This window comes from Streptomyces sp. CNX435 (assembly GCF_059570575.1).
Map to the genome: position 1 here is coordinate 292,069 of NZ_JCANTA010000006.1, position 24,849 is coordinate 316,917.

18 protein-coding genes are annotated in these 24,849 nt (G+C 72.6%); 12 read left to right on the forward strand and 6 right to left on the reverse strand.

Features of this window, described 5'->3' with window-relative positions; translation table 11 throughout:
- The first annotated feature begins 201 nt into the window (after positions 1 to 201).
- On the forward strand, positions 202 to 2,418 hold the full coding sequence (gene recD2, locus T328_RS13925) for an SF1B family DNA helicase RecD2 (protein WP_496496318.1): 2,217 nt from the start codon (positions 202 to 204) through the stop codon (positions 2,416 to 2,418).
- A gap of 169 nt (positions 2,419 to 2,587) precedes the next feature.
- Entirely contained in the window at positions 2,588 to 3,877 is a 1,290-nt protein-coding gene (locus T328_RS13930; RefSeq protein WP_496496319.1) for a citrate synthase, read from the forward strand.
- A gap of 401 nt (positions 3,878 to 4,278) precedes the next feature.
- Here the strand turns inward: T328_RS13930 and T328_RS13935 are convergent, their stop codons facing one another.
- A complete protein-coding gene (locus T328_RS13935) occupies positions 4,279 to 4,506 on the reverse strand; it encodes a heavy-metal-associated domain-containing protein (protein ID WP_496496320.1) in 228 nt (75 codons plus the stop codon).
- Positions 4,507 to 4,797: 291 nt separating this feature from the next.
- Between T328_RS13935 and T328_RS13940 the strand changes: the two genes are divergently transcribed.
- The 5 genes from T328_RS13940 (at position 4,798) to T328_RS13960 (ending at position 12,699) form a co-directional block, all read left to right on the forward strand.
- Positions 4,798 to 6,315, forward strand: coding sequence for a CoA-acylating methylmalonate-semialdehyde dehydrogenase (locus T328_RS13940; protein ID WP_496496321.1), 1,518 nt, complete (start codon positions 4,798 to 4,800; stop codon positions 6,313 to 6,315).
- A 260-nt stretch (positions 6,316 to 6,575) separates the two neighbouring features.
- Positions 6,576 to 8,246 (forward strand): vWA domain-containing protein, encoded by a 1,671-nt coding sequence (locus T328_RS13945; RefSeq protein ID WP_496496322.1) that lies wholly within the window; start codon positions 6,576 to 6,578, stop codon positions 8,244 to 8,246.
- A 270-nt stretch (positions 8,247 to 8,516) separates the two neighbouring features.
- Entirely contained in the window at positions 8,517 to 9,635 is a 1,119-nt protein-coding gene (locus T328_RS13950) for a PucR family transcriptional regulator (protein ID WP_496496323.1), read from the forward strand.
- 169 nt (positions 9,636 to 9,804) lie between these two features.
- Positions 9,805 to 10,557 (forward strand): VTT domain-containing protein, encoded by a 753-nt coding sequence (locus T328_RS13955; RefSeq protein WP_496496324.1) that lies wholly within the window; start codon positions 9,805 to 9,807, stop codon positions 10,555 to 10,557.
- A gap of 84 nt (positions 10,558 to 10,641) precedes the next feature.
- Complete coding sequence (locus T328_RS13960; protein ID WP_496496325.1) at positions 10,642 to 12,699, forward strand: APC family permease; 2,058 nt, start codon at positions 10,642 to 10,644, stop codon at positions 12,697 to 12,699.
- Between the two features lie 171 nt (positions 12,700 to 12,870).
- Here the strand turns inward: T328_RS13960 and T328_RS13965 are convergent, their stop codons facing one another.
- The 3 genes from T328_RS13965 to T328_RS13975 form a co-directional block, all read right to left on the reverse strand.
- A complete protein-coding gene (locus T328_RS13965; protein WP_496496326.1) occupies positions 12,871 to 14,190 on the reverse strand; it encodes a hypothetical protein in 1,320 nt (439 codons plus the stop codon).
- 267 nt (positions 14,191 to 14,457) lie between these two features.
- Positions 14,458 to 15,198 carry a cupin domain-containing protein gene (locus tag T328_RS13970; RefSeq protein WP_496496327.1) on the reverse strand — a complete coding sequence of 247 codons (741 nt, stop codon included), beginning with the start codon at positions 15,196 to 15,198 and terminating at the stop codon, positions 14,458 to 14,460.
- Between the two features lie 364 nt (positions 15,199 to 15,562).
- Positions 15,563 to 16,420 (reverse strand): polysaccharide deacetylase family protein, encoded by an 858-nt coding sequence (locus T328_RS13975; RefSeq protein WP_496496328.1) that lies wholly within the window; start codon positions 16,418 to 16,420, stop codon positions 15,563 to 15,565.
- 378 nt (positions 16,421 to 16,798) lie between these two features.
- Here T328_RS13975 and panD point away from each other — a divergent pair, with 378 nt between their 5' ends.
- Entirely contained in the window at positions 16,799 to 17,203 is a 405-nt protein-coding gene (gene panD, locus T328_RS13980) for an aspartate 1-decarboxylase (RefSeq protein ID WP_496496329.1), read from the forward strand.
- Between the two features lie 100 nt (positions 17,204 to 17,303).
- Here the strand turns inward: panD and T328_RS13985 are convergent, their stop codons facing one another.
- Complete coding sequence (locus tag T328_RS13985; protein ID WP_496496330.1) at positions 17,304 to 17,849, reverse strand: YceI family protein; 546 nt, start codon at positions 17,847 to 17,849, stop codon at positions 17,304 to 17,306.
- Positions 17,850 to 17,965: 116 nt separating this feature from the next.
- On the opposite strand from T328_RS13985, the gene T328_RS13990 reads away from it, so the two are divergent.
- The gene (locus T328_RS13990; RefSeq protein ID WP_496496331.1) at positions 17,966 to 18,550 is read left to right on the forward strand and encodes a MarR family winged helix-turn-helix transcriptional regulator; all 585 of its coding nucleotides are present in this window, start codon (positions 17,966 to 17,968) and stop codon (positions 18,548 to 18,550) included.
- A 133-nt stretch (positions 18,551 to 18,683) separates the two neighbouring features.
- Here the strand turns inward: T328_RS13990 and T328_RS13995 are convergent, their stop codons facing one another.
- Positions 18,684 to 19,670 carry a M28 family metallopeptidase gene (locus T328_RS13995; RefSeq protein WP_496496332.1) on the reverse strand — a complete coding sequence of 329 codons (987 nt, stop codon included), beginning with the start codon at positions 19,668 to 19,670 and terminating at the stop codon, positions 18,684 to 18,686.
- A 156-nt stretch (positions 19,671 to 19,826) separates the two neighbouring features.
- Here T328_RS13995 and ppgK point away from each other — a divergent pair, with 156 nt between their 5' ends.
- The 3 genes from ppgK to T328_RS14010 all read left to right on the forward strand — a co-directional run bounded on the left by ppgK (position 19,827) and on the right by T328_RS14010 (position 24,846).
- Positions 19,827 to 20,573, forward strand: a complete 747-nt coding sequence (gene ppgK, locus T328_RS14000; protein WP_496496333.1) for a polyphosphate--glucose phosphotransferase — start codon at positions 19,827 to 19,829, stop codon at positions 20,571 to 20,573.
- An 83-nt stretch (positions 20,574 to 20,656) separates the two neighbouring features.
- Positions 20,657 to 22,480: a BCCT family transporter gene (locus T328_RS14005; RefSeq protein WP_496496334.1), complete on the forward strand. Its 1,824-nt coding sequence runs from the start codon at positions 20,657 to 20,659 to the stop codon at positions 22,478 to 22,480.
- A gap of 107 nt (positions 22,481 to 22,587) precedes the next feature.
- The gene (locus tag T328_RS14010; protein ID WP_496496335.1) at positions 22,588 to 24,846 is read left to right on the forward strand and encodes an MMPL family transporter; all 2,259 of its coding nucleotides are present in this window, start codon (positions 22,588 to 22,590) and stop codon (positions 24,844 to 24,846) included.
- Positions 24,847 to 24,849: the final 3 nt, after the last annotated feature.

The following is a 24,849-nucleotide window of genomic DNA, read 5'->3' on the forward strand; positions in this document are numbered from 1 at the left end:
GGTCGTATAGGGCATCGGGCTTCCCGGGGGGGAGTACCAGGGGGGTGGGGAAGCCTTCGGAGGGGAACGTGAGGGGGCCCGGCCTGTGAGGGCCGGGCCCCCTCACTGCGCCCGGCCGCCCGCGGTGGCGGGTTGTCCACAACCGCCGAGTAGTCCACAGGCCGGGCCGCGATGTCGGGGCCGGGCGATAGCGTCTCTCCCATGACACAACCGGCGGTGGTGGAGGGGGTCCTTGAGCGGATCACGTACGCCAACGAGGACAACGGGTATACGGTCGCCCGCGTCGACACCGGCCGCGGCGCCCGCGACCTGCTCACCGTCGTCGGCGCCCTGCTCGGCGCCCAGCCGGGCGAGTCGCTGCGCATGGAGGGCCGCTGGGGCTCCCACCCGCAGTACGGCAAGCAGTTCACCGTGGAGAACTACACGACGGTCCTCCCCGCCACCGTCCAGGGAATCCGCCGCTATCTCGGCTCGGGGCTGATCAAGGGCATCGGACCCCGCATCGCCGAGCGGATCGTCGACCACTTCGGAGTCGACACGCTCGACGTCATCGAGGAGGAACCCGGGCGGCTCATCGAGGTCCCGGGCCTCGGCCCCAAGCGGACCAAGCTGATCGGCGCCGCCTGGGAGGAGCAGAAGGCCATCAAGGAGGTCATGCTCTTCCTCCAGGGCGTCGGCGTGTCCACGTCCATCGCCGTGCGGATCTACAAGTCGTACGGAGACGCCTCCATCTCGGTGGTGAAGAACCAGCCGTACCGGCTGGCCGCCGACGTCTGGGGCATCGGCTTCCTCACCGCCGACCGCATCGCCCGCTCCGTCGGCATCCCGCACGACAGCCCGGAGCGCGTCAAGGCCGGCCTGCAGTACGCCCTGTCCCAGTCCTCCGACCAGGGCAACTGCTTCCTGCCCGAGCAGCAGCTCATCACCGAGGCGGTCAAGCTGCTGCAGGTCGACACGGGCCTGGTCATCGAGTGCCTGGACGAGCTGGTGAAGGAGGAGGGCGTCGTCCGCGAGACGGTGCCCGGGCCGGCCGGCGAGGAGGACGTGCAGGGGATCTACCTCGTGCCGTTCCACCGCGCGGAGGTCTCCCTGGCCGCCCAGCTGCTGCGCCTGCTGCGCACCGAGCGGGACCGGATGCCCGCCTTCCAGGACGTCGACTGGGGCCGGGCGCTGACCTGGCTCGGCGATCGCACCGGCGCGGAACTCGCACCCGAGCAGGAGCAGGCGGTCCGGCTGGCGCTGACGGAGAAGGTCGCGGTGCTGACGGGGGGCCCGGGCTGCGGCAAGTCCTTCACCGTCCGGTCGGTGGTGGAACTGGCCCGCGCCAAGCGGGCGAAGGTGGTGATGGCGGCGCCCACGGGCCGCGCCGCCAAGCGGCTGGCGGAGCTGACCGGCGCCGAGGCGTCGACGGTGCACCGGCTGCTGGAGCTGAAGCCGGGCGGCGACGCCGCGTACGACCGGGACCGGCCGCTCGACGCCGACCTGGTCGTCGTCGACGAAGCCTCGATGCTGGACCTGCTGCTGGCGAACAAGCTGGCCAAGGCCGTGCCGCCGGGGGCGCACCTGCTGCTCGTCGGCGACGTCGACCAGCTGCCGTCCGTCGGCGCCGGCGAGGTGCTGCGCGACCTGCTTGCCGACGGCGGCCCGGTGCCCGCGGTCCGGCTCACCCGGATCTTCCGGCAGGCCCAGCAGTCCGGCGTGGTCACCAACGCCCACCGCATCAACTCCGGGGTCCAGCCCCTCACCCAGGGCCTCCCGGACTTCTTCCTCTTCGCCGAGGACGACACGGAGGCCGCCGGCCGGCTCACGGTGGACGTGGTGGCCCGCCGCGTCCCGGCCAAGTTCGGCCTCGACCCGCGCCGCGACGTGCAGGTCCTCGCCCCCATGCACCGCGGCCCCGCGGGCGCCGGCGCGCTGAACGGGCTCCTCCAGGAGGCCGTCACGCCCGGCCGCCCGGGGCTCGCCGAGAAGCGCTTCGGCGGCCGTACGTTCCGCGTCGGGGACAAGGTCACGCAGATACGGAACAACTACGAGAAGGGCCGCAACGGGGTCTTCAACGGCACCGTCGGCGTCGTCACCGCCCTGGACACCGACGAGCAGCGGCTGACGGTGCTCACGGACGAGGACGAGGAGGTGCCCTACGACTTCGACGAGCTGGACGAGCTGGCGCACGCGTACGCGGTCACCATCCACCGCTCGCAGGGCAGTGAGTACCCGGCGGTGGTGATCCCCGTCACCACCGGTGCCTGGATGATGCTCCAGCGGAACCTGCTGTACACGGCCGTCACCCGGGCCAAGAAGCTCGTCGTGCTGGTGGGCTCCCGCCAGGCCCTGGGGCAGGCGGTGCGCACCGTTTCCGCAGGCCGGCGCTGTACGGCGCTGGATCATCGGCTGCGTGGGCGAGTGGGGCTCCCATAACCCGTGCGGACAGGGCACGATGGCCGGTAGGTGGCACGCAGTGCCGTATGTTGATCCGGCAGCCGACCCCGAGTGCACGGAACCGCTCCGTATGGGGGAAGCTGGAGGGTAGTCAGGGCACCTCAAAGGCACCTCAAAGAAGAGGCACGATACGTCGGGTGAGGACAGAGTGAGCGACAAATCTGCAGTACTTCGGTACGGCGACGGTGAGTACACCTTCCCGGTCGTCGACAGCACCGTCGGAGACACCGGCGTCGACATCGGAAAGCTGCGCTCCCAGACCGGGCTGGTGACCCTGGACAGCGGTTACGGCAACACCGCGGCGTACAAGTCGGCCATCACCTATCTGGACGGCGAGAAGGGGATCCTGCGTTACCGCGGCTACCCCATCGAGCAGCTCGCCGAGCGCAGCACGTTCCCGGAAGTCGCCTACCTGCTGATCAACGGTGAGCTGCCCACCGTCGACGAGCTGTCGGTGTTCAAGGGTGAGATCACCCGCCACACCCTCCTGCACGAGGACGTCAAGCGCTTCTACGACGGCTTCCCGCGGGACGCGCACCCGATGGCGATGCTGTCCTCCGTGGTCAGCGCGCTGTCGACCTTCTACCAGGACAGCCACAACCCGTTCGACGAGGAACAGCGGCACCTGTCGACGATCCGGCTGCTGGCCAAGCTGCCGACGATCGCGGCGTACGCGTACAAGAAGTCCGTCGGCCACCCGGTGGTCTACCCGCGCAACGACCTCGGGTACGTCGAGAACTTCCTGCGGATGACGTTCTCGGTGCCCGCCGCCGAGTACGACCTGGACCCCGTCGTGGTCAGCGCGCTCGACAAGCTGCTGATCCTGCACGCCGACCACGAGCAGAACTGTTCGACCTCCACCGTGCGGCTGGTCGGCTCCTCGCAGGCCAACCTGTTCGCCTCCATCTCGGCGGGCATCAGCGCGCTGTGGGGGCCCCTGCACGGCGGCGCCAACCAGAGCGTGCTGGAGATGCTGGAGGGCATCCAGGCTTCGGGCGGCGACGTCGACACCTTCATCCGCAAGGTGAAGAACAAGGAAGACGGCGTGAAGCTCATGGGCTTCGGGCACCGCGTCTACAAGAACTTCGACCCCCGGGCGAAGATCATCAAGGCGGCGGCGCACGACGTCCTCTCCGCGCTGGGCAAGTCCGACGAACTGCTGGACATCGCCCTGAAGCTGGAGGAGCACGCGCTCGCCGACGACTACTTCGTCGAGCGCAAGCTGTACCCGAACGTCGACTTCTACACCGGCCTGATCTACCGCGCGATGGGCTTCCCGACCGAGATGTTCACGGTGCTCTTCGCGCTCGGGCGGCTGCCGGGCTGGGTCGCCCAGTGGCACGAGATGATCAAGGAGCCGGGCTCCCGCATCGGCCGTCCCCGGCAGATCTACACCGGTGAGGTGTTGCGGGACTTCGTCCCGGTCGAGGAGCGCTGAGCGGCCGGCACGCACGCCTGCCCCATGGCCAAAATGGCCAAAATGGCCAAAAGGAAACGACGCGCAGGAACGCGAAGGCGCCCCGTCTGCGATCCCCCCACGGATCTGTCGACGGGGCGCTTCGCTCTCCCGGCTCCGGTAGGGGCCGGGCGCCTCGTGCCGCCGGGACGCCGCCGCGGGAGGGGCCGCTCAATGCTCCTCGCACGTGCCGTCCCGGCCTCGTGCACGTCGACTCCGCCGGGTGTCGACGTCACCCGAATAGACACGCGACCGGCACCGATGGTTACCCCCCGATCGGTGTGATCTCGATCACTCCCACGCGCGCCGTGCTACCGGCGGCCCCGACGCCGACGCCGCCCCCGCACGAGGCGGCGGGGACGGCGTGCGGAGGGGTGTGCGGGTCAGGCCCTGCCGACCAGCTCGTACCCGGCCTCGTCGACGGCGGCGCGCACCTTCTCGTCGTCGAGCGGGGCGGCGGAGGTGACGGTCACCTCGCCGGTGGCGGCCGTGGCCTTGGCCGAGGAGACGCCGTCGAGCCCGGAGAGCTCGGCGCTGACGGCGCCCTCGCAGTGCCCGCAGGTCATGCCGGAGACCTTGTAGACGGTGGTGACGGAGGTCTGTGCGCTCATGGATGTCTCCCTTGTCGACGGTGGGCGCAGCCGTGTCCTGCTCCCGGTGTTCACACTATACCCCCTAGGGGTATTTTCGCATCCTGCTGATCACGCGGTCAGCCGGGCGGGCGGGGCGCCGGGGCGGCGCCCCGGCCGACCACCGCCGGGGTGTTGTCGAGCAGCTGTGGTGGGGAACCCGCGTAACCGTGACATTGGTGACGGGGCGCGCGCGCAGCGTGATCGGCGCATGATTGACACGCTCCACGGCGGAGGTTAGACCGAACCCGTAGCTGGACGAAGGGATTGCCCATGAAGACCATCGGCCACTGGATCGGCGGCAAGGCAGTCGAGGGCGCCTCGGGACGGTCGGGACCGGTCTACGACCCCGCCACCGGAGCGCAGGCCGCCGAGGTCGCGTTCGCCGCCGCCGCCGAGGTGGACGCCGCCGTCGCCGCCGCCCGTCAGGCACTCGCGCAGTGGAGCGTGTCGTCGCTCGCGCAGCGCACCGCCGTGCTGTTCCGCTTCCGCGAACTGCTCGCCGCCCGCCGCGAGGACGTCGCCCGGCTGATCACCGCCGAGCACGGCAAGGTGCGTTCCGACGCGCTCGGGGAGGTGGCCCGGGGGCTGGAGGTCGTCGAGGTGGCCTGCGGCATCCCGCAGTTGCTCAAGGGCGAACTGTCCACGCAGGTCTCCAGCCGCGTCGACGTCGCCGCGATCCGGCAGCCCGTCGGCGTGGTCGCGGGCATCACGCCGTTCAACTTCCCCGCCATGGTGCCGATGTGGATGTTCCCGCTGGCCATCGCCTGCGGCAACACCTTCGTCCTGAAGCCGAGCGAGAAGGACCCGTCGGCGTCCGGCCTGCTCGCGGAGCTGCTGGCCGAGGCGGGGCTGCCGGAGGGCGTGTTCAATGTCGTCAACGGCGACAAGGAGGCCGTCGACCGGCTGCTGGAGCACCCGGACGTCGCCGCCCTGAGCTTCGTCGGCTCCACCCCGATCGCGCGGTACGTCTTCACCACCGGCACCTCCCACGGCAAGCGCGTCCAGGCGCTCGGCGGGGCGAAGAACCACATGCTGGTCCTGCCCGACGCCGACCTGGACGCGGCCGCGGACGCCGCGGTCTCGGCGGCGTACGGCTCGGCGGGGGAGCGCTGCATGGCGGTCTCCGCCGTGGTCGCCGTCGGCGGCACCGGCGACGAGCTGGTGGCGAAGATCGCCGAGCGGGCGCGCAAGGTCCGTATCGGCCCCGGCGACGACCCGGACTCCGAGATGGGCCCGCTCATCACCCGCGCGCACCGCGACAAAGTCGCCGGCTATGTGCGGGGTGCCGCCGCGCAGGGCGCCGAGGTGGTCGTGGACGGCACCGGCTACACCGTTCCGGGCCGTGAGGAGGGCCACTGGATCGGGGTCAGCCTGCTGGACCGGGTGCCGGTGGAGTCCGACGCGTACCGGGACGAGATCTTCGGGCCGGTGCTGTGCGTGGTGCGGGCGGAGACGTACGAGGAGGGCGTGCGGCTCGTCAACGACTCGCCGTGGGGCAACGGCACCGCCATCTTCACCCGCGACGGCGGCGCCGCCCGCCGCTTCCAGCTGGAGGCCACCGCCGGCATGGTCGGCGTGAACGTGCCGATCCCGGTGCCCGTGGGCTACCACTCCTTCGGCGGCTGGAAGGACTCCCTCTTCGGCGACCACCACGTCTACGGGGAGGACGGCGTCCGCTTCTACACCCGGGCGAAGGTCGTCACGACCCGCTGGCCCGCCGTGCCGGTCAGCGGCTCCGCCGCGGGCGCCGACGGCGGAGTCGACCTGGGCTTCCCGACGTCCCGCTGAAAACCGGTGCCGTCGTCGGGGAGGCGGATTGTGCGGTCGGGGAGTATTTTTCGAGTATCGGTGCGACTTGTCTGCTGCACCGGGATCCGGACGGTTCCGGTGTTCCGCACCGCCTCCACCATCAACCGTCGCGTGGGCGAGGAGCTGATGCCGTGTCACTGATGTCCCGGGCCGAGACCGAGTATTCGGCGGAGTAACGGCACCGAATCGCCCCCTCCTTCGTCACAGTCCCGATGAGGACAGCACGAGGGAGGGGCGCGATGAGACGCGCGGTGCTTACGGGAATCGCAGGAATGCTGACGGTGCCGCTGCTGCTGACGGGCTGCAGCGGGGACGGGAACGACGGAAAGGAGCAGGCTTCGGCGGACATGGGCGGCGGCGGAGGAGGTGCGCCCCCGCCGGACGCGGCCCCGGCCCCGGCCGCCCCCGAGGGTTCGAACGACGCCGCCCCCGAGGCCGCCGGCAAGGAGCGGACGGACGCGATCGTGCCCGAGCCGGACATGGTCTCCACCTTCGCGCTGGACGTGGACACCGCCTCGTACAGCTACGCCCGCCGCACCATCGGCGCCGGGTCCCTGCCGCAGCCGGACACCGTGCGGCACGAGGAGTTCATCAACAGCTTCCGCCAGGACTACGCCGCGCCCGAGGACGACGGCTTCTCCGTCACCACCGACGGCGCCCGCGCCCCGGCCGGCGGCGAGGCCGACGAGGCCGGCGAGGCGGGCGACGGCTGGTCGCTGATGCGGGTGGGGCTGTCGACCCGCCCGGAGAGCAACGAGTACGGCACGCAGGCGCGCCGGCCCGCGGCGCTCACCTTCGTGGTGGACGTCTCCGGCTCGATGGCGGAGCCCGGCCGGCTCAGCCTCGTACGCGAGGCCCTGCACACCGCGGTCGACGAGCTGCGCGACGACGACTCGCTGGCGCTCGTGGCGTTCAGCGACGAGGCCCGCACCGTGCTGCCGATGACGGCCGTCGGCGGCGCCGAGGACCGTATCCACGACGCGGTCGAGGAGCTGCAGCCCACCGACAGCACCAACGTCGAGGCCGGCATGACCCGCGGCTACGACGAGGCGGTCGACGGCCACCGCAAGGGCGCCACCAACCGCGTCGTCCTGCTCTCCGACGCCCTCGCCAACACCGGTGCCACCGACGCCGACACGATCCTCGACCGCATCGCCGCGGCCCGGGAGGACTACGGCATCACGCTGTTCGGCGTCGGCGTCGGCAGCGAGTACGGCGACGCGCTGATGGAGCGGCTGACCAACCAGGGCGACGGTCACACCACCTACGTCTCCGAGACCGACGAGGCCCGCGAGGTGTTCGTCGAGGACCTGCCGCGCAACGTCGACCTGCGCGCCCGCGACGCCAAGGCGCAGGTCGTCTTCGACCCGGACGCCGTCTCGGACTACCGGCTGATCGGCTACGACAACCGTCAGGTCGCCGACGAGGACTTCCGCAACGACGCGGTCGACGGCGGCGAGGTCGGCCCCGGCCACAGCGTCACCGCGCTCTACGCCGTCCGGCTCGCCGAGGGCGCTTCGGGCAGCGTCGCCACGGCCACCGTGCGCTGGCTCGACCCCGACACCCGCGCCCCGCACGAGGAATCCAGCACCGTCGACGCGGCCGCCCTGACCGGCGACCTGTGGGGCGCGGCCTCGCCCCGGCTGCAGGTCACCGCGCTCGCCGCCTACTTCGCCGACGCCCTGCGCGGCGGCTCCGGCGCCGGCACCACCCCGGAGCCGTACGAGGACGACGGTGCGGACACCAGGGAGGGCGGCGGTGCCACCGGCGGCGGGCCCGCCCCGCTGCCCGGGGCGCCGACGGTCGGCGAGCTGGCCGGTTACGCCGAGGATCTGGCCGCCGAGACCGAGGACCCGGCGGTGGGCGACCTGGCCGAGACGGTCCGGCAGGCGGTCGAGCTGACGAGCTGAGGCGCAGAGGCGCTGAGGCACTGAGGCACTGAGGCACTGAGGACGAAGACGCGCTGACGCGCCGATGCGGTGACGCCCTGCGGCGCAGTCGTGCCGGCGGGCGGTCGTAGCGAGGGCCGGGGCGGCGGGGACAACAGGGTCCCGCCGCCCCTCACCTCGTACGGGCCGAACTTCCCCGCCCGACCCCCGTGCCGTACCCTGGGCGCCACATTTCCGGGACCCGGCAGCGACGGCGGTGTCCCGTCTCCAGGATCCGGCAACCGGGGAGCGGTGGTGGCGCGAACGCGCGTGGCGGGGTCATGCCCCGACGTCCTCGTCGGCTACGCGGAGTTGCTGGCCGACGTGTCCGCCACCGGCCGGCTGCTGCGCCGCCCCGAACTGGACGCGCTCCGCGAGCTGGGCGAGCAGGCCGCCGAGTCCGGCCGCAGCCTGCGCGAGCTGGTCGTCGACCACCTCGCCGAGACCCGCCGCACCTGGGGCACCCTGCCCGGCGTGGCCCGGGCCGCGAGCGCCGCCGAGCGCGCCCGCAGCGGCGACGCCGTACTGGCCGCGGTCGAGGCGGCCGTCACGGCGCTCGGCGAGGGGCACGAGCGCGCGCAGCGGCTCGCGGTCCGGCAGGAGGAGGCCGAGCGCCGCGAGTTCGTCGACGACCTGCTCTACGGCCGCAGCGACCTCGGCCGGCTCGCCGAGCGCGCGGAGCGCTTCGGTCTGCGCCTGGCCCACGCCCACGCGGTCGCGGTCGCCGCCGGCGAGGAGCCCTTCGCCGACGTGCACCCGCTGGTGCGGCGCATCGAGCGGGAGCTGCTCGGCCGCTTCGGCGAGCGCGACGTGCTGCTCACCACCAAGGAGGGCCAGCTCGTCTGCGTCGCCGGCAGCAGCGAGCGCGCGCTGCTCGACGCCTTCGCCAAGGTGGCCCTGGAGCCGGGCAGCGGGTACGCCGCCGCCACCCGTGTCGCCCTGGGCCGCGAGCACGCCGGCCCCGGCGGGGTCGTACGCAGCTACGAGGAGGCGCTCGGCGCACTCGACATGGCCGGTGCGCTCGGCCTGGTGCAGCCGGTATTGCAGGCCGCGGAGCTGCTGGTCTTCCCGGTGCTGCTGCGCGACCGGGCGGCGATGGCCGATCTGGTACGCACCGTCCTCGGGCCGCTCACGCAGGCCCGCGGCGGCGCCGAGCCGCTGCTCGCCACGCTGCAGACGTGCGCCGCCGCCGGGTACGTCAACGCCGAGGCGGCCCGGCGGCTGGGCGTGAGCGTGCGCACGCTGTCCTACCGGCTGGCGCGGATACGTACCCTGACCGGCTACGACGTGGCGGACTCCCTGCACCGCTACACCCTGGAGACCGCGGCCATGGGCGCCCGTCTCCTCGGCTGGCCGGAGCAGCAGGTCTGAACACCGCGCCCCGCGCACCCCGCCCCGCGCACCCCTCCGCCCCGCCGCCTCGCCGCGCCCCGCGCCCCGCCCGGCGTCCGGAACCGCACACCTCCGGCTTGCGTTCTCACCTGTGGGTGGCCCACTCTTCTCCCTGCCGCCCGTCCCAGATGTCTGGAGTCCCGAACCCATGAACACGCTTGCGCTCGGACCGGGATGGCTGGATCCCGACTTCCTGATCGACAAGTTCGGCGTGCTCGGCGTGCTCGTGATCGTCTTCGCCGAGTCGGGGCTGCTCATCGGGTTCTTCCTGCCGGGCGACTCGCTGCTGTTCACCACCGGCCTGCTGATCACCTCGGACGTGCTCGACTTCCCGCTGTGGCTGATGTGCGTGCTCATCGCCCTCGCGGCCGTCGTCGGCGACCAGGTCGGCTACCTTTTCGGCCGCAAGGTCGGCCCCACCCTCTTCAGACGCCCGGACTCCCGGCTGTTCAAGCAGGAGAACGTGCAGAAGGCGCACGAGTTCTTCGAGAAGCACGGCCCGAAGTCGCTGGTGCTGGCCCGCTTCGTGCCCATCGTGCGCACCTTCACCCCGATCATCGCCGGGGTGAGCCGGATGAACTACCGGACGTTCGTCATCTTCAACGTCATCGGCGGCATCCTCTGGGGCGTCGGCGTCACTCTCCTGGGTGCCGCGCTCGGCCAGGTCGACTTCGTGCACCAGAACATCGAGGCGATCCTCATCGGGATCGTGCTGCTGTCGGTGCTGCCGATCGTCATCGAGTACCTGCGGGCCCGCAGCCGCGCCAAGCAGGCGCCCCCGGCAGGCTCTTCGGCAGGCCCTTCGGCAGGTCCGTCCGGCGATTCGCCGGCCGCCCCGTCGGAGCCCGCCGCCGACGGCGGCGACGGCGGGCCGCAGAGCGGTCGGCATGCCCGGCGTTAGGGTTGCGTCAAAACCAGGGCGCTGTCCTGGGCAAAGCGCACTTCGCTGCCCACAGCGGTATTTCGGATCACTTACGATCGCCCCGTGTCCAAGCTGACCGAACTGCCGAAGCGCATACTGATCGGCCGTGCGCTACGCAGCGACCGGCTCGGCGAGACGCTGCTCCCCAAGCGCGTCGCGCTCCCGGTCTTCGCCTCCGACCCGCTGTCCTCGGTGGCGTACGCCCCGGGCGAGGTGCTGATCGTCCTGTCGATCGCCGGCGTCGGCGCGTACACGTACAGCCCCTGGATCACCGGGGCGATCGTCGTGCTGATGGTGGTCGTCGTCGCCTCGTACCGCAAGACGGTGCACGCCTACCCCAGCGGTGGCGGCGACTACGAGGTCGCCACCACCAACCTCGGCCGCCGGGCCGGCCAGGCCGTGGCCAGCGCGCTGCTCGTCGACTACGTGCTCACCGTCGCGGTGTCGGTCTCCGCGGGCGTGGAGAACCTGGGCTCGGCCTGGAGCTTCGTCGCCGAGAACAAGGTGCTCTGCGCGCTGATCGTGATCGGCCTGCTGACCACCATGAACCTGCGCGGCGTGAAGGAGTCGGGCACCCTCTTCGCCATCCCGACCTACGTCTTCGTCGCCAGCGTGCTGATCATGATCGGCTGGGGCGTCTTCCGCGCCGTCGCGCTCGGCGACACGATGCGCGCCCCCACCTCCGACCTGGAGATCCACAGCGAGCACGCGGGCGGCCTCGCCGGCTTCGCGCTGATCTTCCTGCTGCTGCGGGCCTTCTCCTCCGGCTGCGCCGCGCTCACCGGCGTCGAGGCGATCAGCAACGGCGTGCCCGCCTTCCGCAAGCCCAAGAGCCGCAACGCGGCCACGACGCTGGCGATGATGGGCGCGCTGGCGATCGCCATGTTCGTCGGCATCATCGCCCTCGCCATGCACACCGACGTGCGGATGGCCGAGCGGCCGGCCGAGGAGCTGTTCCGGAACGGCGAGGCGGTCGGCTCGGAATTCGTCCAGCACCCGGTGATCGCCCAGGTCGGCGCGGCGGTCTTCGGCGACGGCTCGCTGCCGTTCGTCATCCTGGCGGCGGCCACGGCGATGGTGCTGTTCCTGGCCGCCAACACCGCGTACAACGGCTTTCCCGTGCTCGGCTCGATCCTCGCCCACGACCGCTTCCTGCCGCGCCAGCTGCACACCCGAGGCGACCGGCTGGCGTTCAGCAACGGCATCCTCTTCGTCGCCCTGCTTGCCGGCGCCCTCGTCTACTTCTTCGAGGCCGACTCCACCCGGCTGATCCAGCTCTACATCGTCGGCGTCTTCGTCTCCTTCACCTTCAGCCAGACGGGCATGGTCCGGCACTGGAACCGGATGCTGGAAACCGAGCACGACCCCGCCGCCCGCCGCCGTATCCTCAAGTCGCGGGCGATGAACGGCTTCGGCGCGGTGTTCTGTGCGCTGGTGCTGGTGGTCGTGCTGGTCACCAAGTTCACCCACGGCGCGTGGATCGCCGTCGCCGGCATGGTCTTCTTCTACGCGGTGATGGCCGCCATCCGCCGCCACTACGACCGGGTCGCGCAGGAGGTCGCGGTCGCCGAGGACGAGGACGAGGACGCCATGCCGCGCCCCGGACACGTGCACTCCATCGTGCTCGTCTCCCAGCTGCACCGTCCCACGATGCGCGCGCTGGCGTACGCGAAGCTGGTGCGCTCCGACAAGCTGGAGGCGCTGACCATCGGGGTCGACGCCGAGGAGACCAGGCAGCTGCAGCAGCAGTGGGTGGACAGCGAGCTGGACGTGCCGCTGACCGTCATCGAGTCGCCGTACCGGGAGATCACCAGGCCGCTGATCGAGTACGTCAAGCGGCTGCGCCAGGAGAAGCCGGACACGGTCGTCAGCGTCTACATCCCGGAGTACGTCGTCGGGCGCTGGTACGAGCACCTGCTGCACAACCAGAGCGCGCTGCGGCTGAAGGCGCGGCTGCTGTTCACGCCGGGGGTGATGGTGACCTCGGTGCCGTACCAGCTGGGCTCCAGCGAGCGGGCCAAGCGGCGGGCGCGGCGCGGCGCGGAGTGGCAGGCGCCGGGAGCGGTGCGCGGGCCGGCGCCGGCGGGCGCGCGGAAGCGGCGGGAGACGGCGGGCCGGTAGGCGTCGTCGTAGTCGAAGCAGCAGGACCGCGTACGGCGTACCGCGTACGGGGGTGGCGGGGGGCGGGCGAACGGGTACGGAGCCGGGTGCCCGGTGCGTACGGGGGCGTGCGCCGTGACGCGTGCGCTCGACATCCTGGAGCTGGGTCCGGCACGTACCGGGGGCGTGCGCTCAGAAGCCGCCGAAGTCCCCGCCCCCGCCCCCGCCGCCGAAGTCGCCACCGCCGAAGCCCCCGCCGAAGTCGCCGGAGTCGAAGTCAGCGCCGGTCTGGTCCCCGCCCTCGTAGCCCCCCTCGCCCATGCCGTCGGTCGCCGCCCAGACGCCCGGCGCGTACATGAGCTGCCCCAGCATCGTGCCCACCAGCAGCGCCGGCAGCAGCCCGCCGCCGAAGTAGCCGCCCGCCCAGGGCGCGTACGCCGGGCCGGCGTTCCAGTACGGCTGCCGCCCGCGGTCCGTCTCCACCGTGCGGGTCATCGGCTCCTCGTCCGCCGCCAGCAGGTTCGCGTCCGCCGCGCACGCCGGCACCGTACGCGCCGCGGCGCCCGGCGGCGCCCACTCCACGTCGGCGGTCGACGGTCCGTGGCGCGGGTCGAAGAAGCACGGCGGGCGGTGCTCGGGCAGGGCCGCGCCGGTGCGCCGCGCCGCCAGCGTCGTCAGCGCGAACCGCCCCTCCTCCAGCGCCTGCGTCACACCGCGCACGTCGCCGGGGACGCGGGCGGCGTCCATCCGGGACTTGGCCGTCTCGTAGGCGTCGAGCGCCTTCTGGTAGTCCTCGCGCATCGCGTCGTCCGCGGCCGGGTCGGCGGGGTCGAAGGCGATACGGGTCATTTCCTCGCCGTACGCCGTGATGTCCTCGTCGACGACCGTGCGCAGTCGGGCCAGCTCCACCCGGGCCTCCTCCGCGCGCCGGCGCCTGCCGCGCTGCCGGACGAGCAGGACGCCGCCGGCGACCAGCAGGACCACCACGCCGAGGGTGACCACCCCGGTCACGCCGATGCCGGCGCTGTCGTTCCAGCCGGACGGTTCGCTGCCGCGGGCCTGCTCGGCGGCCTCGTCGGCGAAGGTGACGAGCTGGTCGGTGGCGTCGTCGGGGTGGGCGCCGACGGCGGCGCGGCGGAGGTTGTCGACGGCCCGCTCGGAGAGCACCCGGGAGTCGGCGGCGGCGCCGAAGCCGTCACCGAGGCGGACGGCGTAGACGCCGGCGATGCCGGTGCGGGCGCGCAGGTTGGGCAGCACGTCGCGGGTGGCGATGTCGGAGTCCGCGGGGAGCACGGCGACGAAGACGGGGCGGTCGGCGTCCTTGAGCCGGGCGGCGAGGTCGTTGGCCCGGCCGACCGACATCTGGTCCCGGGCGTCGGGGTGGACGTAGACGGGGCGTTCGCGCAGCGCCTCGGCGGCGTCGCCGACGGGGTCCGAGTTCTGGGCGTGCGCGGGGGACGCCGTGAGGAGTGCGGCGAGGAGGGCGACGAGCGCGACCACGATCCGGTACATATCACACATTCTTCCCAATGAGTGCGTGGTTGTACCCCGGGTTCCCGCGGTTGCCGCGACTCAGTCCCGTACGGGCGGATCGGTGGGCGGCGGCGGCGGGGGGCGCCGGGTGGGGCGCTCGGGTGCGGTGGCGCTGTCAGAGGGGGTGCCTACCCTTGGGCGGGAGTGCGGGGATGGGGCGTGTGCGGGCGAGAGCGAGGGGGCGTGGGGTCTCGTGGCCCTTCGCCGGCCCCCGGCCGCGACTCGCTACGCCCCGACCGCGACTCGCTACGTCCCGACCGCGACCGCCCCGTCCAGGTCGCACGCCTGCAGCCGCCCGCACATCCCGTACCGCGACGCCGCCCCCGCCCGCTGTACCGACGCGGCCCGCAGGTGGCCGGCGTCCGTGCGCAGCGCGTCGAGCTGCGTGTCCGTCGCCGCCGCGGCTGCTGCCGGGCCCCGTTCCCAGCGACTGCGCCAGTCGTCCAGGTGTGGCCGTACGAGCTGCGCGGCCCGCTCGTGGAACGCCAGCAGCGGCCCCGTGTCGCCGCCCCGTGCGGCCCCGGCCAGCTCGGCGAAGCCGGCCAGCGCCAGGTCGCGGCGCGCCTGCGCGGACTTCTCCGGCTCCGCCGGGTCGAGCGCGGCGGCGCGGGCGTAGGCGGCGTCGTCGTAGAGGACGTCGGACGGGAAGGGGAAGGCGGCGTCGCCGGCCTCGGGCAGGCCCGCGTTCTGCATCACGACGAGGATGTCGAGCCGGCCGTCGGCGTTGACGAGGCGGTGGATGGTGCCGGGCGTGAACCAGACGACGGTGTCCTCGGCCAGCTCGGTCTCGGCGTACCCGGAGGCGGTCAGGGTCTGCACGGCGCCGTGGCCGCCGAGGACGACGTACGCCTCGGTGCAGGCGAGGTGCAGATGCGGGGTGCCGCCGCGGAGGCCGTCGGGGGCCTGCCAGTCGTAGACGCGGAGCCGGGAGACGCTGACGCCGCCGGGGAGGGGCGGGAGTGCGGGATCGGCCATGTCCACCAGCATGACGCAAGCGCTTTCTACGGGCCAGACCCCCGACCTGCCCGATCTGCGGCCCTCCCGCGGCACCGTACGGGTGGCGTGCCCGCGGGTGGTGGGCCGGAGGTCGGTGCGCCGGAGGTCGGTGGCCCGGGGGGAGGCGCACCCGGGCGAGGTGGGCCGGAGGGCGGCGCGCCCGAAGTCGGTGGCCCGGAGGGTGGCGCGCCCGAGGGAGGAGCGCCGACGGGAGGCGCGCCCCCGGGCGGTGGACCGCGGGCCGGCGCGTCGGCGGGCGCTACTCGCCTCGGGCGGTTCTGTCGGTGGGGCGGCCTACCCTTGGGCGGGGTGTGCGGGGGAAGTGGGGGAGGCGGGGGAGGCGGGCTTTCCGGCGTCACGCCGGCTGCACCAGCCTGTACCCCTCGTCCAGCAGCCGCGGCAGGTAGTACTCCAACGCCCGCACCGTCGCCCACCGGTTGCCCCCGCCGTCGTGCGCCAGCACGATCGCGCCCGCGTGCGCCCGGCCCAGCACGGTGGTCTCGATGAACCCCTGGTCGCGGTTGTCCCAGTCGAGGGTGTCGATGTCCCACTGGAAGGGCTCCATCTGCAGCTGCGCGCAGACCTGCAGGCTGGGTCCGTGCCACATCCCGTACGGCGCCCGCGCCAGCCGCGGCGGCGCACCCAGCTCCTTCGCCACCAGCTCGCTGCACCGCTGCAGCTCCTCGTACACCCGCGGGGTGCTGATCAGGTCGAGCTGGGGGTGGGTGTAGGAGTGGTTGCCGACGATGTGGCCGTCGGCGGCGATCCGGCGCAGCACGTCGCGGTTCCCGGGGATGTTCTCGCCGATGACGAAGAACGTCGCGCGCGCCCCGTAGCGCCGCAGGATCCGCAGGATCGCCGGCGTCTGCGTCGCGTGCGGGCCGTCGTCGAAGGTGAGCGCGATCTTCTTGCCGGTCTCCCGGAGCGTGGTGTGCGGTGCGGCGCGTACCGCGACCGGCCGGGTCGGGCCGGCGATACGGGCCATGCCGCCGGAGGTCGTCATGGGTGCGGCGCCGGTGCGGCCGGCGGCGGGGCGCAGCCGCTGCGAGGCGCGGGCCAGCGGCTTGCCGTCCCCGACCGCCGCCCGGCCCGCCGTGCCGGGCCGGGGGGTGTGCGCGTCGGGAGCGATGGCCAGCTGGTACGCGCCGAGCAGGCCCAGGCAGAGCGCGGTGCGCCGGGGCAGCCCCCGTCTGGGGTACTTGTCGTATTTCATGACCAACGGGTCTCACAGGGCGGAGCCCGGGCGGGTCAGCGACACGGTGCGCCGCGGCGAAGCACCGGATCGGTCCCCGGCGAGTGGCGGGGCGGTCCGGAACGGGTTAGACAGGGGAGGGAGTTGCGGCCGTCGCGCGTCCGCCGGCGCCCTGCGCTGCGCGTACGCCCGCTGCCCCGTACGCCCGCAGTCCGTGCGCCTACTGCCCCGTACGCCGGCAGCCCGTACGCCTGTGTCTGCACGGGAAAGGGCCGTGTGCGCGGGGAAGGGCCGGGCGGTGGCGTCGCTCACAGTTCGCCGCCCGCGGGCCCGGCCCGCCGCGGCGGCGCGGTTACCCTGACGTCGCCCCCGTACCCCTGACCGCAGACGAGGCCGCCCGTGTTCCGGACGATGCTGAAGTCCAAGATCCACCGCGCCACCGTGACGCGGGCCGACCTGCACTACGTCGGGTCGATCACCATCGACGAGAACCTCATGGAGGTCGCGGACCTGCTGGCCGGTGAGCAGGTCGACGTCGTCGACATCGACAACGGCGCCCGGCTCACCACCTACGTCATCGCCGGACCCCGGGGCAGCGGCATGATCGGCATCAACGGCGCGGCCGCCCGGCTGGTCAGCCCCGGAGACCTGGTGATCGTCATCAGCTACGCGACGGTGGCAGACGCCGACGCGAAGGCGCTGCTGCCGCGGATCGTCTTCGTGGACGGGGACAACCGCGTCGTACGGCACGGCTCGGACCCGGCCGAGGCGCTGCCCGGCACGGGCACGGTGCGAGGCGACTGAAGTGGCCGGGGACCGAGCGGACGTCACCGGCGGGGTCGCCCCGCACCGTGGTCGGGGGCGCGGGCGGCGCGGTGGCCACCCGCTGTGTCGGGCGGGTGCTTCAGGAGCGCCCGGCCTCGATGTCCAGGCTGATCTTGATCTTGTCGCTGACCACCGAGCCCGCCGCGCCGCCGGTCACGCCGAAGTCGTTGCGGCTGATCTCGGTGGTGGCGGAGAACCCGGCGACCACGTGGCCCTCCTGCATGCCCGGCCCGAAGCCGCCGACCTCGGTCTCCAGGGTCACGGGGCGGGTGACGCCGCGCAGCGTCAGGTCACCGTCAATCAGGTAGATGCCGTCATCGAAGCGGATGCCGGTGGACGTGAACGTCATCTCGGGGTGCGTCTCGACGTCCAGGAAGTCGGCGGTGCGTACGTGGTCGTCGCGCATGTCGTTGCGCGTGTTGACCGAAGCGGTCTTGATGGCCGCGGTGACCTGGGACTGCAGCGGGTCCTCGGTGGTCACGATGGTGCCTTCCACGTGGTCGAAGGTGCCGCGGACCCGCGAGACGCCCAGGTGGCGGACGACGAAGGAGACGTCGGAGTGCACCGGGTCGATGGTCCAGGTGCCGGTCTGGAAGCCGGGGGCGTGCTCGGTGTGGGTGGTCATGGGGATAAACCTCTCCGTAGCGTAGTGATGCCAACCACCATGGGCGACGTGGTTGAACTTTCACTAAAACCGTAACACGCTCTGGTTGAGGTCTCAACTATAGGTATGCTGGACGCATGACCGACGTGCGCTGGCTCACCGATGACGAACAGCGGATATGGCGTCTCTTCATGAACGCCGTCCGCGACTTCAACGCGCATCTGGACCGCCAGCTGCGGCGCGACTCCGGGATGCCCGTGGCGTACTACGAGATCCTCGTGCACCTCTCCGAGGCCCCCGGGCGCCGCCTGCGGATGAGCGAGCTGGCCGACCTGGCCCGCTCCTCGCGCAGCCGGCTGTCGCACGCGGTGGCGGCGCTGGAGAAGGGGGGGTACGTCTCCCGATGCGCCACCGACGTCGACCGCCGCGGCTCCGTGGCGCAGCTGACCGACGCCGGGTTCGCCGTACTGGAGGCGGCGGCGCCGGGGCATGTGACGGAGGTGCGCAAGCACCTCTTCGACGTGCTCACGCCCGAGCAGCAGCGCATGCTGAGCGAGATCAGCAGGGCGGTGCGGGACGGGCTGCGGCCGATCTGTGCGCAGGCGCTTGCGGAGGACGCGGAGGCCGAAGCCGCGGCGGACGCGGAGACCGCAGCGGTGGCGGACGAGGAGGGGGGCGCCGGGGGCGGGGCCGCCGCCCGCGAAGCCGCCTCGGAGGTCTGACCGGCGCCGCCGCGTCCCGGGCGCGCCCGGGCTTCGGGGCGGGCGCCGCGGGCGCCCGCCCCGCCCGGGGGCGTGCCTTCCGGAGCGGGGCGGGCAGGTTCCGTACGACGTGCGCGAGGCGACCGCGTACGGGCTACTCCGCCAGCGTCCACACCGCGTGGGCGAGGGCGTCGCTGTTGCGGTCGAGCGCCGTGCCGTCGACGTTCGACGTGGTGTCGCACTCGCTGTGGTAGCACCCGTCGAAGGGCTCGCCGGCCGTGCCGCCCCACTTCTCCGCCTGCGCCGCCGACTTCGTCCGGCTCGCGCCGGTGAACAGCCCGCCGACCGGCACGCCGGCGTCCTTGAACGCCGCGTGGTCCGACCGGCCGTCGCCCTCGGTCTCGATCTCGGTGGGGACGTCGAGGCCGGTGTAGTAGTCCTGGAAGACCTTCTCGATCTCCGGGTCGTCGTCGTAGACGAAGTACCCGGGGTTGGGCGAGCCGATCATGTCGAAGTTCAGGTAGCCGGTGAGCGCGGCGCGGTCCGCGGACGGCAGGTTGGAGACGTAGTACCGCGAGCCGACCAGGCCGAGTTCCTCCGCGCCCCACCAGGCGAAGCGGAGGTGTTCGCGCGGCTGGAAGCCGGAGCTGGCGACGGCGAGGGCGGTCTCCAGGACGGCGGCGGAGCCGGTGCCGTTGTCGTTGATGCCGGGGCCGGCGGAGACGGAGTCGAGATGGGCCCCGGCCATGAGGACCTGGTTCGGGTCGCCGCCGGGCCAGTCGGCGATGAGGTTGTAGCCGGTGCCGCCGCTGGCGCTGAACTGCTGGATGCTGGTGGTGAATCCGGCGGCGTCCAGCTGCTCCTTGACGTAGTCGAGCGAGGCCTGGTAGCCGGGGCTGCCGTGGGCGCGGTCGCCGCCGTTGGCGGCGGCGATGGACTGGAACTGGGACAGGTGCGCCTGGACGTTCGTGACGGGTATGTCGGGCGCCTGCTCGGGTGCGACGCGCGCCGCGGGTTCCGCGCCGACCGCGACCGGCACGAGCAGTGCGGTCAGCAGTCCGCCGGCGAGGATGGCGCCGACCGGCCGTGACCTGAGCCGTGACCTGAGCCGCGACCTGAGACGTGCACGACGGAGGGGCATGGGTGCTCCCAACGGTGGGGGATTGTCGTGCACATGAGGCTGACGGAGCTGATGAGGCCGCGTCAAGAACCGATCCGGTCGCGGCGACCCGGATATCGGACAGCGGACAGCGGGGTACGCTGCCGCCGGGCTCTCGCCGCCGTATCGTCAGGGGCTATGGACATCATGGGAGTCGACATCGGCGGCTCGGGCATCAAGGGCGCCCCCGCCGACCTGGACACGGGCACTCTCGCGGAGGAGCGGCACAAGGTGCTCACCCCGCACCCCTCCGCCCCGGACGCCGTCGCGGAGGGCGTCGCCGCGGTCGTCGGGCACTTCGCCGGGCACGACGGCCCCGTGGGCGTCACGTTCCCCGGCGTCGTCACCGACGGCGTCGTCCGTACCGCCGCCAACGTCGACAAGAGCTGGATCGACGTCGACGCCGCCGCCCTCCTCGGCGACCGCCTCGGCCGCCCCGTGCGCCTCGTCAACGACGCCGACGCCGCCGGCATCGCCGAGATGACGTTCGGTGCCGGCCGTGGCCGCACCGGCACCGTCATCGTGCTGACCTTCGGCACCGGCATCGGCAGCGCGGTCTTCACCGGCGGCCGGCTCGTCCCCAACACCGAGCTGGGTCACCTGGAACTGCACGGCCACGAGGCGGAGAAGCGCGCCTCCGCCAAGGAGCGCGAGGACAAGGACATGAGCTGGAAGCACTGGGCCCACCGGGTGCGGGACTACCTCGCCCACCTGGAGATGCTCTTCACGCCCGAACTGTTCGTCATCGGCGGCGGCGTGAGCCGCAAGGCCGACAGGTTCCTCGACGACATCACCGGCATCCGCGCCGCCGTCGTCCCCGCCGAACTGCAGAACAACGCGGGCATCGTCGGCGCCGCGATGGCCGCCGCCGCGGCCGAGCGCTGACGCCGCCGTTCCCGGACGCTCCGCCCGGTCTCCCCTAGGGTAAGGGGTTCTGTGTGCGGAGCGTAGGGAGACGGTGACCGAGCGTGCTCGATGAACGGGTGGACAAGCCCGCGGAAGACGGCGGCGCACCGGGGCGCGCACCGCGCACCGACGCGGTGGTCTTCGGTGTCGCCGCCGCGCTGACGCTGGCGTTCGTGATCTGGGGCGCCGTGGCGACGGACTCCCTGGAGGACGCCTCCACCTCCCTGCTCAACGACACGATGCACTACGGCGGATGGGCCTTCGTGCTCGCCGCCTCCGGCTTCGTGATCTTCGCGCTCTGGCTGGCCTTCAGCCGCTACGGCCGCATCACCCTCGGAAAGGAGGGCGAGCCGCCGGAGTTCCGCACCGTGTCGTGGGTGGCGATGATGTTCAGCGCCGGCATGGGCATCGGGTTGATGTTCTACGGCGTGAACGAGCCCCTGTCGCACTTCACGTCCCCGCCGCCGGACACCGTCGGCGCCGGCGCCCCCGCCGCCGAGCGGATGGAAACCGCGATGGCGACCACCCTCTTCCACTGGACGCTGCACCCCTGGTCCATCTACGCCGTCGTCGGACTCGGCATGGCGTACAGCGTCTTCCGCCGCAACCGCAGGCAGACCATCAGCGCCGTCTTCACCCCGCTCATCGGCCCGCGGCACGCCAACGGCGGCGTCGGCAAGGTCATCGACATCCTGGCCATCTTCGCCACCCTCTTCGGCTCCGCGGCCTCGCTCGGGCTCGGCGCGCTGCAGATCGGCAGCGGCGTCCAGGAGGTCGGCTGGACGTCGAAGGAGGTCGGCGAAGGGCTGTTGATCCTCATCATCGGCGTGCTCACCGCCGCCTTCGTCGCCTCCGCCGTCTCCGGCATCGAGCGGGGCATCCAGTGGCTGTCGAACATCAACATGGTGCTCGCGGGCCTGCTCGCCCTCTTCATCTTCATCGCCGGGCCGACGATCCTCATCCTCGACCTGCTGCCGACCTCGGTCGGTTCGTTCTTCGCCGACCTGCCGCAGATGATGGCGCGTACGGAGGCCAGCGGCGGCGAGGACGTCGCCGGCTGGCTGTCGGGCTGGACGGTCTTCTACTGGGCCTGGTGGATCTCGTGGACGCCGTTCGTCGGCATGTTCATCGCGCGCATCAGCCGCGGGCGCACCATCAGGCAGTTCGTCGGCGGCGTGATCCTCGTACCCAGCGTCGTGAGCCTGCTGTGGTTCTGCATCCTCGGCGGCACGGCGATGCGGCAGGAGGCCGAAGGGGCGGGCATCGCCGAGGAGTCGACGCAGGAGGGGCAGCTCTTCGCGGTGCTGAACGAGTACCCGATCACCGGCGTCACCACGCTGCTGGTGATGGTCCTGGTGGGCATCTTCTTCGTCTCCGGCGCCGACGCCGCGTCGATCGTGATGGGCGCGCTGTCGCAGAAGGGGACACTGGAGCCGACGCGCGGCGTGGTCGTCGTCTGGGGTGTGCTGACCGGCGCGGTCGCCGCCGTCATGCTGCTGGTCGGGGGCGGCGGGGACGCGGCCCTGACGGGCCTCAAGAACCTCACGATTCTCGTCGCGGTGCCGTTCTCCCTGGTGATGATCGGGCTGTGCGTCGCGCTCATGCGCGACCTGCGGCACGACCAGCTCATCCTCATCGGCGAGCGGGGCGAGAAGGCGGTCGAGACGGCGGTACGGGCAGGACACCGGCGCTACGACGGCGAGTTCGAGCTGCAGATCCGCGGGCGCGCGAAGCGGCTGCGGGCCGGCCGGGGCGGCGACCGGGACCGGGCTCGCGGCCGGACCGCGGTCCGGGACCGGGGCGAGGACGAGGCCGGCGGGATCGACGGGGCCAGTGGGGCTGGTGGGGCCGATGGCCCGGAGGACACCGCGCCGCCCGCCGACTGAGCCGCGCCGGAGCCTGCCCCTCCCGCGGGGGTCCACCGGTCGGTGGACCCCCGGTTCAACCGCTCGCGGCTGTCGGCGACAGGCCCGCGATCGCGAGCATTTCGGGTATGAGAAAACTTCCCGTTCGCATGGCCCGCTGGAGCGCCCGGCACCCGTGGCGCGCGATCGTCGGCTGGTTCGTCTTCGTCGTACTCTGCCTCGGCACCGGTATCTCCCTCGGCGGCAACCCCGCCACCACCGAGGACTTCTGGGTCGGCGAAGCCGGCCGCGCCGAGCAACTGGCCACCGAGGGCGGCCTGCAGCGCAAGCCCACGGAACACGTCCTCATCCGCGCCGAGTCCGGCCGCTCCCTCGACCCCGCCGCCGCCCGCGCGGCGGCCCGGGACGTCACCGACCGGATGGAGCGGCTGCCCGAAGTGGCGTCCGTCGCCGCGCCCGTACGCGCCGAGGACGGCGACGCACTGCGCGTCCCGGTCGTGCTGAAGGGCGCCGAGCTGGACGGCAAGAAGAACGTCGGGCCGCTGCTGGAGCAGACGGAGGAGGTGGCCGCCGCCCACCCCGGCGTCGTCGTCGAGGAGACCGGCTCGCCCGCGATCAGCCAGGGCGTCAACGACCAGCGCGGCGAGGACCTGGCGCTCTCCGAACGCATCGCGCTGCCCGTCACGCTCGTCACGCTGCTCGTCGTCTTCGGGTCCGTCGTCATGGCCGGCGTGCCGCTGCTGCTGGCGCTGACGTCCATAGCCGCGGCGCTCGGCCTGTCCATGGTGGCGTCCCACCTGCTGCCCGACCCCGGTGTCGGCACCAACCTGATCCTGCTCATCGGCCTCGCGGTCGGCGTCGACTACACGCTCTTCTACCTCAAGCGCGAGCGTGAGGAACGCGCCCGCCCCGGCCACCGGCTGTCGTCCGAGGCCCTCGTTGAGCTGGCGGCGGCAACCGCCGGGCGGGCCATCGTCGTCTCCGGCCTCGCCGTCATCGTCTCCACCGCCACCCTCTACCTCGCCACCGACGTCATCTTCTCGTCCCTGGCCACCGGCACGATCCTCGTCGTGGCCGTCGCCGTCGCCAGCTCCCTCACGGCGCTGCCCGCGCTGCTCGTGACCATCGGCCGCCGCACCGAACGCCGGGCCGCGCGCCGGGCCGAGCGCCGGGCGGCGCGCGGTGCCGCCCGCGGGACCGCCCGGCGCGAGCGGGGGCAACGCCCCGAGCACGGGCGCGTCTTCGCCGCCCTGCTGCGGCCCGCGCAGCGCCGCCCCGTGGCCACGCTGGTCGCCTCCGTGCTGGCCATGCTGGCGCTCGCCGCGCCCGCGCTGGGCATGAAGCTCGTGGACCCCGGCAAGGACACCTTCTCCCGCGACATCCCGGCCATGCAGACGTACGACCGGCTGACCGCCGCCTTCCCCGAGCTGAAGGTGCAGCACGAGGTCGTCGCCCGGGCCACCCCCGAGCGCGCCCCCGAGGTGCGGCGGGCGCTGACCGAGCTGGGCCGGCGGGCGTCGGCCGACCCGCTGTTCGTCCGCGACGCCGAGCCCACGGTACGTACCTCACCGGACGGCCGGACGAGCGTGCTCGTGCTCTCCGTACCGCACTTCGCCAACTCCCAGCCCGCGAAGGACTCCCTGGAGCACCTGCGTGACGACCACATCCCCGCCACCGCCGGGCAACTCGCCGGCGTGGAGACCGCCGTCAGCGGCGACGTCGCCCGCGGCGTCGACTACGTCGAGGACGAGCGCGGCAAACTGCCGCTGGTCATCGGCGCCCTGCTGCTGGTCACGTTCCTGGTGACGCTGATCGCGTTCCGCTCGGTGGTCATCGGGCTGCTCGGCGTCGCGCTGAACCTGCTCTCCGCCGCCGCCGCGCTCGGCGCGCTCGTCGTCGTCTTCCAGGGCACATGGGCCGAGGGCCTGCTCGACTTCGACTCGATGGGCGCGATCGCCTCCCGGGTGCCGCTGTTCCTCTTCGTCATCCTCTTCGGGCTGTCGATGGACTACCAGGTGTTCGTGGTCAGCCGGATCAAGGAGGCCAGGGACGCCGGGATGCCGGCCCGGGAGGCGGTGACCGCGGGCATCGCCGCGTCGGCGAAGGTCGTGACCAGCGCGGCGGTCGTGATGGTCACCGTGTTCGCCGGGTTCGTCGCGCTGCACCTGACCGAGATGAAGCAGATGGGCTTCTGCCTGGCGCTCGCCGTGCTGCTCGACGCGGTGGTGATCCGGATGATGGTGCTGCCCGCGGCCCTGCTGCTGCTCGGCGAGCGGGCCTGGTGGCGGACGCCGCGCCGGCCCGCACCGCCGCCGCCGGCGATGGCACCGGTCGTGACCAGCGGCGTAACCGAGCCTATGGCGAGCACGTCGGGGAACGTACGCTGACCG